This is a genomic window from Calditerricola yamamurae (assembly GCF_054654135.1).
The window spans coordinates 67,793-81,858 of record NZ_BAAIFH010000003.1; the positions used below are offsets into that span (position 1 = coordinate 67,793).

At 65.8% G+C, this 14,066-nt stretch carries 11 protein-coding genes, 2 tRNA genes and 1 CRISPR repeat array (1 of these 14 cut by a window edge); of the genes, 2 read left to right on the top strand and 11 right to left on the bottom strand.

Features of this window, described 5'->3' with window-relative positions; genetic code table 11:
* Positions 1–105: 105 nt before the first annotated feature.
* Positions 106–1,728 carry an ATP-binding protein gene (locus ACYQ0Z_RS00450; RefSeq protein ID WP_459863317.1) on the bottom strand — a complete coding sequence of 541 codons (1,623 nt, stop codon included), beginning with the start codon at positions 1,726–1,728 and terminating at the stop codon, positions 106–108.
* A 61-nt stretch (positions 1,729–1,789) separates the two neighbouring features.
* The gene (locus tag ACYQ0Z_RS00455; RefSeq protein ID WP_459863319.1) at positions 1,790–2,527 is read right to left on the bottom strand and encodes an RluA family pseudouridine synthase; all 738 of its coding nucleotides are present in this window, start codon (positions 2,525–2,527) and stop codon (positions 1,790–1,792) included.
* A gap of 411 nt (positions 2,528–2,938) precedes the next feature.
* On the opposite strand from ACYQ0Z_RS00455, the gene ACYQ0Z_RS00460 reads away from it, so the two are divergent.
* Positions 2,939–3,835 (top strand): LysR family transcriptional regulator, encoded by an 897-nt coding sequence (locus ACYQ0Z_RS00460; protein ID WP_459863321.1) that lies wholly within the window; start codon positions 2,939–2,941, stop codon positions 3,833–3,835.
* A 59-nt stretch (positions 3,836–3,894) separates the two neighbouring features.
* On the opposite strand, the gene ACYQ0Z_RS00465 is transcribed toward ACYQ0Z_RS00460, so the two are convergent.
* Positions 3,895–5,040, bottom strand: a complete 1,146-nt coding sequence (locus ACYQ0Z_RS00465; protein ID WP_459863323.1) for an alanine racemase — start codon at positions 5,038–5,040, stop codon at positions 3,895–3,897.
* Positions 5,041–5,156: 116 nt separating this feature from the next.
* On the opposite strand from ACYQ0Z_RS00465, the gene ACYQ0Z_RS00470 reads away from it, so the two are divergent.
* Positions 5,157–6,350: a pyridoxal phosphate-dependent aminotransferase gene (locus tag ACYQ0Z_RS00470; RefSeq protein ID WP_459863325.1), complete on the top strand. Its 1,194-nt coding sequence runs from the start codon at positions 5,157–5,159 to the stop codon at positions 6,348–6,350.
* Positions 6,351–6,404: 54 nt separating this feature from the next.
* Here the strand turns inward: ACYQ0Z_RS00470 and bioB are convergent, their stop codons facing one another.
* From bioB to ACYQ0Z_RS00510, 8 genes are all read right to left on the bottom strand, one after another.
* Positions 6,405–7,415, bottom strand: coding sequence for a biotin synthase BioB (bioB, locus tag ACYQ0Z_RS00475; protein WP_459863327.1), 1,011 nt, complete (start codon positions 7,413–7,415; stop codon positions 6,405–6,407).
* A 38-nt stretch (positions 7,416–7,453) separates the two neighbouring features.
* Positions 7,454–8,275, bottom strand: coding sequence for a malonyl-ACP O-methyltransferase BioC (gene bioC, locus ACYQ0Z_RS00480; protein ID WP_459863329.1), 822 nt, complete (start codon positions 8,273–8,275; stop codon positions 7,454–7,456).
* Positions 8,276–8,296: 21 nt separating this feature from the next.
* Positions 8,297–9,139 carry an alpha/beta fold hydrolase gene (locus tag ACYQ0Z_RS00485; RefSeq protein WP_459863331.1) on the bottom strand — a complete coding sequence of 281 codons (843 nt, stop codon included), beginning with the start codon at positions 9,137–9,139 and terminating at the stop codon, positions 8,297–8,299.
* Entirely contained in the window at positions 9,136–10,320 is a 1,185-nt protein-coding gene (bioF, locus tag ACYQ0Z_RS00490; protein WP_459863333.1) for an 8-amino-7-oxononanoate synthase, read from the bottom strand. Before bioF ends, ACYQ0Z_RS00485 begins: the two co-directional genes overlap by 4 nt.
* On the bottom strand, positions 10,317–11,057 hold the full coding sequence (gene bioD, locus ACYQ0Z_RS00495) for a dethiobiotin synthase (protein WP_459863336.1): 741 nt from the start codon (positions 11,055–11,057) through the stop codon (positions 10,317–10,319). Before bioD ends, bioF begins: the two co-directional genes overlap by 4 nt.
* Entirely contained in the window at positions 11,054–12,430 is a 1,377-nt protein-coding gene (gene bioA / locus ACYQ0Z_RS00500) for an adenosylmethionine--8-amino-7-oxononanoate transaminase (protein WP_459863339.1), read from the bottom strand. Before bioA ends, bioD begins: the two co-directional genes overlap by 4 nt.
* Positions 12,431–12,590: 160 nt before the next feature.
* Positions 12,591–12,677 (bottom strand) — tRNA-Leu (locus ACYQ0Z_RS00505).
* 7 nt (positions 12,678–12,684) lie between these two features.
* Positions 12,685–12,760: transfer RNA gene (locus ACYQ0Z_RS00510), tRNA-Lys, on the bottom strand.
* Positions 12,761–13,119: 359 nt separating this feature from the next.
* Positions 13,120–14,066: a CRISPR direct-repeat array (repeat unit 30 nt; unit sequence GTTTCCGTCCCTTATAACTCAGGTCAAAAC) (it continues 1,283 nt past the right edge of the window).

Sequence of the window (14,066 nt, forward strand, 5' to 3'; positions counted from 1 at the left end):
CATAGCACAATTCGAAAGCGTTAACAATGCCTTAATAGAACATCTTGACGAATTATTCTGTCAGATAAAAACGAACCCCCCGGCTGGCGAGAGGGGTTCGATCCATCAGTGAATCGGCAAATACACGAAAATTTTCGTTCCTTCCCCGGGTACGCTGCTTACGTCGAGCGTGCCGTCATGCGCCTCGACAATCGCCTTGCTGTTGGCCAGCCCGAGCCCAATGCCCCATGGCTTGGTGGTATAAAACGGCTCGAAAATCTCGTCCCACCGCTCCGTCGAAATGCCGGGTCCCGTGTCGGCCACCGTGATGAGGACGTCGGCCTCCAACCGGTTGACCGCGACCGTAATCTGCCCGCCAGCGGCGGTCGCCTCGATGGCGTTCTGGATCAGGTTGATGAGCACCTGGCGGATCTGGTCGGGATCGAGGTCGATCAAGGGCACGGCCTCGTCGTAATGTTCCACCAAGGTGATGTTCTTTTCGACCATCTCGCTCTCCAGCAAGCGGCAGGTTTCCGATACCAGGCGCACCACGTCGCTTTTGCGGCGCTTGGGCACCGCCGGTTTCGAGATCCGCAAAAAATGCTGCACCAGTTCGGTGATCCGGTCCAATTCGTTCAGGATCAGATTGGCCTTCTCTTCATAGGGGCCGGAAAACACCCCTTTTTCCTTCATCAGTTGCATGGCCAGGCGGATGATGGCCAGCGGATTGCGGATCTCGTGGGCAATCTGCGCCGAAAACCGTCCCATCACGCCGAGCCGTTCCATCTGCTTGAGGGCCCGCTCCAGCTCGACCACGCGGGTAATGTCCCGCGCACACGCGACCAAGCGGCGCACACCGCGCGCGCTGTCGTCCAGCCAGAAGGTCTCCCACAGGTACTCCCGCGTCTCGCCGGTCACGGGGTGGACAAAGGTCTCGCGGAAGTCGCGCAGCGACCGCCGTTCGCGCAAGCTGATGGAAATGGCATTGTGGCGTGAGAAGATGCGGTCAACGGGGGCACCTTCATAGTCGCCGAACTTGCGCCGTGCCGCCCGGTTCATCAATTCGATCGCGCCCTCTTCCGTGCAAATCAGCACCGGCTCATCGGTCGTGTGGATCAGCTGGTTAAACAGGTGGGTGACGTACAGGTTCTGGCTTTTGAGCAGATACGCCTGTTCGATGGCATACCCCGTCGACAGGACCATCCCCAAAAGATACGGGCTGTGCTCCTCCCGGTACGCGGCAACGGCCAGTCCCCCGATCAGCCGGCCTTCCGCGTCCCGGAGCGGGGTGGCCGCACACGTCATGTCGTAGAACGCCTCGCAGTAGTGCTCCCGCCCCACCATCGACATCGGTTCACCCGTTGCCAGGGCCGTCCCCAACGCGTTAGCACCGTACACCGACTCCTTCCAACACAGGCCCTCGGTGGTATGGTGTTGCAAGAGGGGATCGGGCAGGCGTTCACCCCGACAGTGGAGCAGAATGCCATCGGCGTCGCAGATCACGACGATGAAACGCGACTTGATCTGCTCAAACAGATGGTCGAGGAACGGCTGGGCCACATCCAGCAAGATCCGGTTGTGCGCTTTCCGGCGAGCCAGCTCTTCCGGCGGGACGGGCGCGACGGTGGGCAAGCAGCCCTTCGGCACGCCGTAACGACGCGAACGCTCCCATGCCTCGCGGATTTTCTTCTGCCGTTCCGCTTCCGACAGGGCCAAGGCGGCCATTGGCATCGGCCAGGTTTCGTCCATGCGTGTTCCTCCTCGTGGGGGGCTGCTTCCTTTCGGTCCACGCTTTTCTATCTTACTACAGTCATCCCCCGCATGGGGAGGAAAACGGGTCGGCCAACCGCTCGAGCAGGCGACGGAAGTCCTCGGGCAGCGGTGCGGTGAGGCGCACCAGCTCGCCGGTACGCGGGTGGGGAAAGGCGAGGCGCCACGCGTGAAGCGCCGGGCGCGCGATGGCCGTCCGCGCACCTCCATACAGGTCGTCCCCAAACAGGGGATGGCCCAGATGCGCCAGGTGGACGCGGATCTGGTGCGTGCGTCCTGTCAGCGGCCGGCTGATCAGCAGCGTTCCTGCGGCGTAGCGCACAGCCACACGATAGCGGGTGCAGGCCGGCTGTCCGTCCCGCCGCACGGCGCGCTGGATAATCGAACCGGGGACCCGGCCGATGGGCGCGTCGATAACACCTGAACTTCGCGGCACCCGGCCTTCTACGCAGGCCAGGTAGGTTTTCCGCACCGCCCCCGCCGCCTGCAAACGGGCCAGTTGGGCGTGCGCCGCGGGGGACTTGGCGATGAGCGTCGCCCCCGACGTCCCCACGTCGAGGCGCGTCACCGGATGAAAGGCGCGCGTTTCGCCGCGCGCGGCCCAGTAGGCGAGCACCGCGTCCATCAGCGTCCCGCGCGGATGGTGGACCGTGGGGTGCATGCATTGTCCTGGCGGCTTGTCGACGACCAGGAGGTCCTCATCTTCATACAGAATGCGGATCGCCCCTTGCGCGATCCCTCGCCCATCCGGCTCGGTCACAACTCCTTCCTCGCCCATGACGCGCGTCCCCCCTTCCCAACAAAAAAGGAAGCTCCCACGAGCCTCCGCGCTTCCTTCTCCCCGTTCTGCTGTTCCGTTGCGCCCTCGCGCCTCCGTCTCTCCCCTCACGGTCAGTGCGCCCAAAAGGCCTCTCCACCCCAGCGCCGCGATCCGCGCCCTTATTTCTGGCTCTTCTTCGCATCGGAGGCCTGCGGCTTGACCGCGGACTGCCCCTTTTTCTTCTGCGCCATCACGAGCTGGTACAGCAAGCCCATGACTTCATCCTCCTTTTGGCGCTCGTGAAACCGGTACCCATCCACTGAATGCGTTTTTCTGTACCAATATGGTAACCGAGATCTTGTTATAATGGAAATGCCATTTTTATCGGACTACTTATTCGCCTTTGGTATAAGAGAGGAGGCCAAACCCGTGCTGTACGAGCAGCTGGAAATGCTCGTGGCCATCGTCGAGGAAGGCAGCATGAACCGAGCCGCCGACCGGCTGCACATCACGCAACCCACCCTGTCGCGCGCGATCAAAAAGCTGGAGGAGCGCTTCGGCACCGCCTTCTTTGAGCGGCGCGGCAAGCATCTCGTGCTCACCCCGGCGGGCCGGCGGGCGTACCAGACGGCCGTCGAGGTGGTGGGGGCCGTGCGCCGCCTCACCGATGAGCTGGTCGCCATGGAGACGCCGACGCGCGGCCCGCTGACGCTCGGCGCAGGGCTCACCACCCTGCAGCACGTGTTGCCCCCGCTGCTTGCCCCGTTCACCCGCCAGTACCCGGAGATCGACGTCAACGTCAAGACCGGTCGCGCCCACGAGATGGTGATGGCCTTGGAAAACGGCGAAGTGGACCTGGCCTTTATCGCCGCCGACCAGTTCCACCATCCCTACCTGGAGGCCCTGCCCCTGGAGACGGAGTCGATCATCCTCGCCGTTCCTGCCCACCATCCGCTGGCCCACGCGCCGTCGCCGCTGTCTGTTTCCGCGCTGGACGGTCAGCCGTTTTTGCTGTTTTCCCCCGGCACATACTACCGCGATTTCCTCGACCGCATCTTTTCTGAATCCGGCGTACGGCCGCACATCCGCCTGGAGGTGGACAGTTTCACCACGCTGAAAAAAATGGTGGAAGCAGGGCTGGGGGTCACCTTCCTTCCCGAATCCTACGTGCAGGACGACGTGGCCGCCGGGCGCATCGTCGCCGTTCCCGTTCAGGAGCTGGCCTCCGTCCGGTTTGTGACCTACCTCCTGTCGCCGCCGTACCTGCAGCGGGGAACGGCGCGCCTCTTCCGGCAGTTTACGCGGGAATACTACGCCCTTCGGTAGGCCGGGCCGCATCTTGAACGGCCGGCAGCGTCCCCACCACACCGTCGCGTCGGGTGCTGCTACCGGCTGCAGCCCCGCGCGGCGATGTCGAGCTCACCCACAACCCGGCCGTTCCGCACAGCATAGGCGCGGTCGTACAGGTTGACAACGGGACAGATGTGGTTGGGAATCACCTCAACGCGATCGCCCACGACAAGCGCCGCCGTCCACGGGGTGATGATGCCGTGTTCGTCGGACACGCGGGTCACGAAGCAGGCGGGGTGGTCCTTCAGCACGCCGTATCCCGGGTGGCGCCCCGGCGGCCCGGTGTTGACCGGGTCGGACCCCAGGGCCTTGGCCCCCGCGTCCAGCACCAGGCGCTCGCCGTCGCGCACCGTCATCACCGTGGCCAATACCGTCGCCGCACACGATTCCCACTCGCCGCGCACGAGGGCCTGGGAACGGTCGAAATAGGCGTATACGCCGGGACGGATCTCGGTGATCCCCGGCAGGATCTCCCCAACCAACAGCGCCGGTGTGCACCCGACCGACAGCTCAAAGGTCCGTCCCGTGCGCGCGGAAAGGGCCCGCCCCGCCTCCAGCATCGCCCGTTGCGCCGCCTCGGCCAGGCGGCGCATCTCCTCGACGGTTGCGCCGCCGTAGACGTGCCCCTCGTGGGTGAACAGGCCGGCCACGCGCACCTGCGGCCGCCAGGAGAGCACCCACTGGGTGAACGCCACGGCCGCATCCGGCGCCAACCCGGCGCGGTGCTGGCCAGTGTCCACCTCAACCATCACCTCGAGGGGGATGTCCTCCCCGAACACCGCCAGAAGGCGCTCGACGTGCACCGGATGGTCGACGGCCACGCGGACGCGCACGCCCTCCGCAACCAGGCGGGCCAGTTGGCGCAGCTTTTCCTCGTCCACAACCGGCGTGCAAACAAACAGGTCGCGCACGCCGCTCGGGAGCAAGGCCACCGCCTCGCTCACCTTGGCCACCGTCAGGCCGGCGGCGCCGAGCTCGAGCTGCCGCCGCGCCACGGCCACCGACTTGTGTGTCTTGGCATGGGGGCGCAGCTTCACGCCGGCGCGACGGGCGCGCTCCTGCATGCGGTGCAGGTTGGCCTCCAGGCGTTCGAGATCGATGAGCAAGGCCGGGGTCGGCACGTCTGCGTAGGCCCGCGTGGCGTGCCCGCTCCGGACCGGCGTTCCGTTTGAACTGCTCATGTTCTTTCCCCTTTCGAAATTCTCGTGCTAAGATTAGGAATAATGGTTTTTCCCCGAAAGAGGCAACCGCTCTTTGCAACCACTCCAATCCGACCACAGCGAAAGGAAGACCGACCATGGGCATCACCGTGCAACCTTCTCAGCAACTGCGACGGCTCCCCACCCAGTTTTTCGCTTCCCTTGTGGCCAAGGTAAGCCGCGTGCGCGCGTCGGGAGCCGACCTGATCAACCTGGGCCAGGGCAACCCCGACCTGCCGACACCTCCGCATATCGTCAAGGCCTTGCAGGCGGCGGCGGAGGACCCGCGCCATCACCGCTATCCGCCGTTTACGGGACTGCCGGCGCTCAAGGCGGCCATCGCTGACTGGTACCGGCGCGAACACGGTGTTGAGCTGGACCCGGAAGCGGAAGTGGCCATCCTTTTCGGAGCGAAGGCCGGCCTGGTGGAAATCGCACAGTGCCTGCTCGACCCAGGTGACGTCTGCCTCGTGCCTGACCCCGGCTACCCCGACTACTGGTCGGGCATCGCCATCGCCGGGGCGGAAATGGTAACCATGCCCCTTTCACGGGAAAACGGCTTCCTGCCCGACCTCGCGCGCATTCCGCATGCGGCGCGGCAGCGGGCCAAGCTGATGTTCCTGAACTACCCGAACAACCCGACGGGCGCGTGCGCCCCGGAAACCTTCTTCGACGACGTCATCCGCTTCGCCGACGAGCATAACATCGTCGTCGCCCACGACTTCGCCTACGGGGCCATCGGGTTCGACGGCCGCAAGCCGGTCAGCTTCCTGAGCCGTCCCGGGGCGAAGGAGGTGGGCGTGGAGTTCTACACGCTGTCCAAAACATACAACATGGCCGGCTGGCGCGTCGGCTTCGCCCTCGGCAACCGGGACGTGATCCGCCTGATCAACCTGATCCAGGACCACTACTACTGCAGCCTGTTCGGTGCCGTGCAAATGGCGGCCGTGGCCGCCCTCACCGGTCCGCAAGATTGCGTGCGCGAGCTGGTGGCCACCTACCAGCGGCGGCGCGACGCCCTCTACAGCGAGCTGCGGGCGGCGGGGTGGGACCTCCTGCCGTGCGAAGGTTCCTTCTTCGTGTGGCTGCCTGTGCCGAAGGGATTCACCTCGGCCGGCTTCGCCGACCTTCTGCTGGAGGAGGCCCATGTGGCGGTGGCGCCGGGCATCGGCTTCGGGTCGTGCGGCGAAGGGTACGTGCGCGTGGGTCTGCTCGCCCCCGAAGCGCGCATTCGCGAAGCGGCGCGGCGCATGGCCCGCGTCGCCCAGCAGGTCGGCAGCGCGGCGCGGTGACGGAAGACCCAACGGGGAACACGGCAAAGGGAGGGACAGCCACGTCCCTCCCTTTTAGGCGATTTCAAACCCCAAGTCCTCCAGCATCTGGTAGTCCGCCGGCGGCGCCTGTCCTTCCGTGGTCAGGTAGTCGCCGATGAAGATGGAGTTGGCCGCGTAGAGGAGCAGCGGCTGCAGCGTGCGCAGGTTCACTTCCCGCCCGCCGGCGACGCGGATTTCCTTGGTCGGGTTCACGAAGCGGAACAGGGCCACCACCTTCAGACAGTAGGTGGGCGTCAGCTCGTTGAGGTGTTCGAGGGGCGTGCCGGGGATGGCGTGCAGGAAGTTGATGGGGATGGAGTCGATATCCAGCTCGCGCACGGCAAAGGCCAGCTCCACCACGTCCGCGGGCGACTCGCCCATCCCGATGATGCAGCCCGAACAGGGCGAGATGCCGGCCTTGATCACGTTGCGGATCGTGGCCACGCGGTCGGCGTAGGTGTGGGTGGTGGCAATGTTGGCGTAGTGGCCTTCGCTCGTGTTGAGGTTGTGATTGTAGCGGTCCACCCCCGCCTCTTTGAGGGCGCGGGCCTGCTCTTCCGTGAGGATGCCCAGGCACGCGCACACCGTCAGGTTCAGCTCGGCCTTGATCTCCTTGACAGCCTCGATCACCGTTTGGAGCTCCCGTTCGGTGGGGCTGCGGCCGCTGGCGACGATGCAGTACGTCCCCGCCTGGAGTTCGGCTGCCTTGCGCGCTCCTTCTACAAGTACCTCCTTGGACAGCATCGGATACTTGGCAATCGGCGCCTTGGAGACGATCGACTGGGAGCAGTAGCCGCAATCTTCCGGGCACAACCCGCTCTTGGCGTTGATGATCATGTTCAGGCGCACGCGCTTGCCGTAGTAATGGCGGCGCACGCGGTAGGCGGCATGCAGGATGGCCAGCAGCTCGTCGTCATCGGCCTGAAGGACGGCCAGCGCTTCCCCGCGGGTTAGCGGCTCGCCCGCGATGGCTTTGTCGGCAAGCTGCTCCCAGAACGCCCATCCCCGCGCCGTCGCGCCCTGCGTTACCGTTTGCGAATGCACAATCCCGCCTCCTCTTTTTCGTTGCTTTTCCCCGTGCCTCATGGGGCACGCCGGGCAACGATCCACACCACGTGGTAGGTAGCCGGCACGCCGTCCGGTCCGCCAAAGAGCCGCTCGTAGGCTTCGAGCATTCCCAGCAGGATGCGGCGGCTGGCGCGCGGCAGGCCCTCCGGGGCGTGGTTCGCGCCGGTGCGCTTCACCGTATCCAGGAAGGCCCGCACCGTCGGATAGCGCTTTTGCCACTGGGCCTCCCGGATGAGGCGCACATCCAGCCCGGCATCCCGCACCATCGCCGCCCAATCCCCCGCTGCGAAAAACACCGGTCCGCGGCGCGGCGTTCCCACGTCGCCGGCAGCGGCGAAGGCCTGGTCCAACTCCCAAAAGGTGCGCGGGCCGAAAGTGGCAAAGGCCAAATGTCCGCCCGGGGTCAGGGCGTCCGCCAGCGTCCGCAGCGTGCGCGCGGGCTCGGTGAGCCACTGGAAGGTGGCGTTGGACACGACGCGGTCGACGGGGCCCTCGGGCACCCATTGTTCAATGTCGGCGCACACCCACCGCACGCGGGAAGTGGCCAGCCGTTCCTGGGCCACGGCGAGCATCTCCTCGGCCAGGTCGACCGCCGTGCAGCAGGCCCGGGGGTACCGGTCGAGAAGCTTCCGCGTCAGGTAGCCCGTACCGCACCCGACGTCCAGTACCGTGCGCACCGCCAATGCGTCCCCCTCCACGGCGGCAAGGTGTTCCAGCAGGGCGTCGGCCATGGCTCGCTGCACCTCGGCGTAGCCGTCGTACTCGCGGGCCCTTCGGCCGAAGTGGCGGCGCACCGCCTGCTTGTCAACGGGATTGACGGACGTGTGCATCAGCATCGCTGGGCCTCCTTCCGTGGATCAGCTCGGCACGTCCACCCGCTGCGCACGTCCCGCACCGCCGTACCCGTGCCCCGTGTCGGCGGATCGCTGTACCGTTGCCAGCTCGGTCTCCAGCCAGCGGGCAAAGGCGGACGGGCGGACCAGGTGCGGGGCGTGGCCCGCGCCGTTCCACACCGTGAGATGCGCGTTCGGCAGTGCATCGGCCAAGTCGCGCGCCCCGGACAGCGGGCACACCGCGTCGGTCGAGCCGTGCAGGAGGCGCACCGGTACACGGCACCGCGCCAGCTCCTCCCGCGCGTCGCCCTCCGCCAGCACGGTCAAACCGGCCAGCCCTTCCTCCGCCGGCGGCGGGGAAGTGAAGAGCCGCTGGCAGACGGCGGCCGCCTCCACCCGCTCGCCCGGTCCGAACAGGCTGGCTACGAAGCCCCGCCAGGTGGCGAGCGGGTTGCGCGCAAAGCGACGGGCGAAACGGCGCAGGACCCGCGCATCCCAGCCGTGCGGCCAGTCGGGGGCCGTCACGAAGCGCGCCGTGGCCCCGACGAGCACCAGGGCAACCACGTCGTCTGCCATTTCCCGGGCAATCGAGAGGGTCACCAGACTGCCCAGCGACCAGGCGACGACCGCCACCGGGCCCCGACTCGCCTCCCGCGCCTGGGCAACGGCCGTACGAACGACGTGGGAAAAGTCCCCCGGCGCGCGGCACCCCGCCCAGTCCACCGCCACGTGGACCGCAGCGTGGGCGAGATGCGGCCACACCGGCATCCACACCGCGGGCGGCATGCCCCAGCCCGGCACCCACACGAAGGCGCCCACCCGTCCCGTGTCTTGTGTCCCGGCACCCCTCGCGCTCAGATCCTTCACGCCTCCGGTCCCCCCAAGGCGCGCACCGCGTCGATCGCCACGCGGGCGGCCCGCTCCACGTCGTCCTCGTCGTGGAGAGCAGTAAACGAAAAGCGAAGGCGCGCCGTACCCTCGGGCACCGTCGGCGGGCGGATGGCCACGGCCAGGACGCCCTGCTCCTCCAGGGCGCGGCTGACCGCCAGCGCCGCCCTGCTGCTGCCGACGATGAGCGGCACGATGGCCGATGGCCCGTCGCCCCCGGCAAGGCCGGCCGTCCGCAGCGCGGCGCGAAACCGCGCGGCAAGGGCCAGCGCCTTCTCCCGCCGCCACGACTCCTCCTGGGCCAAGCGCAGCCCGGCCAGCGAGGCAGCCAGCACCGCCGGCGGCAGGCCTGTCGAGTAGACGAGCGAGCGTGCCCGCTGCACCAGCCAGCCGATGAGCGCGCGCGAGCCGGCTACATAGGCGCCAAGGGAACCCAGGGCCTTGCTGAAGGTTCCCATCTGCACCTCCACAACGTCGGTGAGCCCAAGGGCGGCCACCAATCCGGCGCCGCGAGGGCCGAGGAGACCGGCGCTGTGGGCCTCGTCGACCATCAGCCACGCGCCGTAGCGTTCCTTGAGGGCCACCAGGTCTTCGAGGGGTGCGGCGTCGCCGTCCATGCTGAACACGGCGTCGGTGACGATCAGCTTGCGCGCCTCGCGGGGCACCTTCCTCAGCAGGTACTCCAGGTGCTCCACGTCGTTGTGGCGGTAACGCACGTGGTGGGCCCGCGACAGGACGATGCCGTCAACAATGCTGGCGTGGTTGAGCCGGTCGCTGAAGACGACGTCGCCCCGCCCCACCAGGGCCGGGATGACGCCGACGTTGGCCGCGTACCCGCTGGTGAAGACCACTGCCGCCTCCGTCCCCTTCCACCGTGCCACGGCCTCCTCCAATTCCGCCGCCAGGGGCAAATGACCGGTCACGAGGCGCGAGGCGCCGGCCCCCGTACCCCAGCGCTCGGCCGCCGCCCGGGCGGCTTCCTTCAGATCCGGGTGGTCGGCCAGCCCAAGGTAGTTGTTGGACGAAAGATTCAGAAGCCTTCGCCCGCCGCGTAGGGCGTAGGGACCGGCGTGATCGGTCACCACCAGGCGGCGGCGCAGGCCGTCCCGGTCGCAAGCGGCCAGTTCCTCGGCGAGCACAGTGTCAAGGGAAAGGCTCACCGCGCGCGTCCCTCCCCCGCGGCCTGCTTGCCCGCCGCCGGGCGGTCCAGCCACGCCTCCACCGCCGCCAGGTCGAGGTGCCGCTCGGCCCATTCCGCCGCCTCCTCCGGCTCCGGCAGGGCGGGAAGGCGCGGCAGGCGGCCGATCACCGGCACATCGCCGTAGCGCTCGATGAGGGACGGGTTGACCTGTTCGCTCACCCCGAGGGGCTCCGCGTAGCCGTTCAGCACCACTCCGGCCACCTCCAGGCCGCGCGACCGGGCGTAAAAGACCGTGAGCAGCGTGTGGTTGACCGTCCCCAGTCCCGGCCGGGCGACGACGAGCAGCGGAAAGCCCGCCTCCACGGCGAGGTCGGCCACCGTCCACCCCGGGGCAAGAGGCACGAGCAGGCCCCCGGCCCCTTCCACGAGCAGGTGGCGGTGCCGGCGCGCCAGTTCCGCCAGCGCCCCGCGCACCCGGACAGGGTCGACCGACCGCCCGGCCCGCGCGGCGGCCACCTCCGGCGCCAGCGGTTCCTCGTAGGCGAAGGGGCAGACGAGGTCGGGGGGATCGTCCACCCCCGCCCACCGCGCGAGGCGCGCCGCGTCGCTGGCCGGATCGCCGGGCGCATAACCGCTTTGCGCCGGCTTCATCACCCCCACATCGCGCCCGCGGCGGCGCAAGGCAGCAGCTAGGCACGCGCCGACAAAGGTTTTGCCCACGTCGGTGTCGGTTCCGGTGATGAAGAGCCCGCTCACGAACGTTTCGCCTCCTCCTCCGTCACCTCGGCAATGGCCCGGTGCAGGATGCCCAACATGGCGTCCAGTTCCTCCCGCCGGCTAGCGAGCGGCGGCATGAACACCACAACATCGCCGAGGGGCCGCGTCAGGAGCCCCAGGTCGCGCGCCCGGCGGCAGATGCGCCACCCGACGCGCCGCACGGGATCAAAGGGCTCCTTGGTGGCCTTATCGCGCACCACCTCGATGCCCACCATCAGCCCGGCCTGGCGCACGTCGCCGACGTGGGGCAGTTCCGCCACCTCTACAAGCCGGCCGGCGACGTGCGCGGCCATCCGCTGCACGTGGGCCACCAGGTCACGCTGCTCAAACAGGTCGAGGTTGGCCAGGGCCACGGCGCAGCCGAGGGGGTTGCCGGTGTACGAGTGGCCGTGGTAGAAGGTCTTCCCCTCGTGGTAATCGGCGTAGAAGGCGTCGTACACCCGGTCGGTGGTCAGCGTGGCCGCGACGGGCAAATACCCGCCGGTGATCCCCTTGCCCAGCGTGAGGAAATCCGGCGTCACCCCCTCGTGCTCGACGGCGAACATCCGCCCGGTGCGACCGAAGCCGGTGGCCACCTCGTCGCAGATGAGGAGCACGTCATGGGCCCGGCACCGCTCGGCCACGGCGCGCAGGAACCCCGCGGGCATGCGGATCATCCCTGCCGCCCCTTGCATGATCGGCTCGACGATCAGCGCGGCGATCTCCCCGGCCTTCTCTTCCAGTACCCGGTCGAGCTGGGCCAGGCAGTCGGCGGCGCAGGCTTCCGGGTCGCCCGAGGGGTGGCGGTAGACGTACGGATAGGGCACGCGGAGGGTCGGGAACAGCAGCGGCCGGTACAGGCCATGGAAGGTCTCGATGGCCCCGACGCTTACCGCCCCCAGCGTGTCGCCGTGGTAGGCGCAGGTCATCGTCACGAACCACTGCTTTTCCGGGCGACCGATGTTGCGCCAGTACTGGAAGGCCATCTTGACGGCGATCTCCACCGCCTCGGCCCCGCTGTCGGAGAAGAACACCTTCGTCAGCCCCGGCGGGGCGATGTCGGCCAGGCGCTTGGCCAGGAGCACCGCCGGCACGTTGGCGCTGCCGAGGAGCGTGGCGTGGGCCACCTTACCAAGCTGGTCGATGATGGCCTGGTTCAGCTCGGGGACGTTGTGCCCGTGCACGTTGAGCCACAGCGAGGCATACCCGTCCCAGTACGCCCTCCCGCGTACGTCGAAGAGACGCACCCCTTCGCCGCGCTCGATGATGACGGGTTCGTCTTCGCAATAGTCCTTCATTTGCGTAAACGGATTCCACAGGTGCCGCACGTTGAATTCGCGCAGCGTCTCGTACGAAAAGGGCTGTTCCGCCACCTGTCCGCATCCTCCCGTTTGTGGTTTCGCGCGCTTCCTTCGCGGAATTGTTAACCTCATTATACGACTAGATTAACAAATCAGGCAAGAAAAAAATTCCTCGTTTGCGCAGCAAAAAAGCTGTTCGCGCCGCGGCGAACAGCTTACGTTTCGTTATGTATGGTGCGGTCGGCGAGACTCGAACTCGCACGGCCCGAAGGCCACTGCCCCCTCAAGACAGCGTGTCTGCCAATTCCACCACGACCGCACAAGATTGGTGAGCCGTGCAGGACTCGAACCTGCGACACCCTGATTAAAAGTCAGGTGCTCTACCAACTGAGCTAACGGCTCATGGATCGACAACGCATGGTTAACTATACACCATTTCTCCTAAATGCGCAAGGGGATTTTTTTGCTAGCAGCTTAGAGTGGGTGAAGAATAGTTAGTTTCCGTCCCCTATAGCTCGGGTCAAAACGGCACGGACAAATGCGATCTTGAAATCTTTTACAAGCATTTTCCGTCCCCTATTGCTCAGGTCAAAACACCTGGCGGCGGCCATTCTGCTGAGGATCATGGAGCGATTGTTTCCGCCCGCTACAGCTCAGGTCAAAACCACAAAAAACGATGAACTACCCGCTTGAAGGTTACGAGCTTCCATAGCTCAGGCCAAAACGGCGAATATGCTGGTGCAGCTCGGGCTGCCCTACGAATTTCCGTCCCTTATAGCTCAGGTCAAAACCCCAAAGAGCGAGCCGTGTGAAGTGAGAGTACCGAGCTCGTTTCCGTCCCTTATAACTCAGGTCAAAACCCGGCCGTCGTAAGTGAAGCCCGGCGCGTTGGCCGGACTGTTTCCGTCCCTTATAACTCAGGTCAAAACCTCGCACATTTACACGAGGTTATGTATCGTGTCTATCTGTTTCCGTCCCTTATAACTCAGGTCAAAACCGAAGTGGACGGCAAGCAGTACATGGCCATCCCACGTGAGTTTCCGTCCCTTATAACTCAGGTCAAAACGACGGCGATGGCGGATAGCTCGTATTCGGAGCGTTACGTTTCCGTCCCTTATAACTCAGGTCAAAACCGGTGATGCCGAGGGAGCGCTGGAACTCGCCCGCTCGGGTTTCCGTCCCTTATAACTCAGGTCAAAACATGTTGACCTTCCCTGGAACCCGGCCATCTGGAACCGTTTCCGTCCCTTATAACTCAGGTCAAAACCCACCGTCGTACTGTCGACGGTGCCAGGAATATTTTCGGTTTCCGTCCCTTATAACTCAGGTCAAACCGCCGCCGCACTAAGGACACAGGCCGTTTTTCTTCCGGTTTCCGTCCCTTATAACTCAGGTCAAAACAAGGTCGAAATCCCGGGAGCAGGCGAGCCGAAGCAGGTTTCCGTCCCTTATAACTCATGTCAAAACCACGATATACACATCAAACCTGCCGCTCGAGGAGTTGGCGTTTCCGTCCCTTATAACTCAGGTCAAAACTCGAGCTTCGTCCGAAGGAGGAAGTCGTGGATGGAAAGTTTCCGTCCCTTATAACTCATACCACGGCGAGGGGCGGTGAATCACATGATGGCAGGTTTCCGTCCCTTATAACTCAGGTCAAAACTTCGGTGTGGAGCTGGAATTCACGGGGATGACCCGGTTTCCGTCCCTT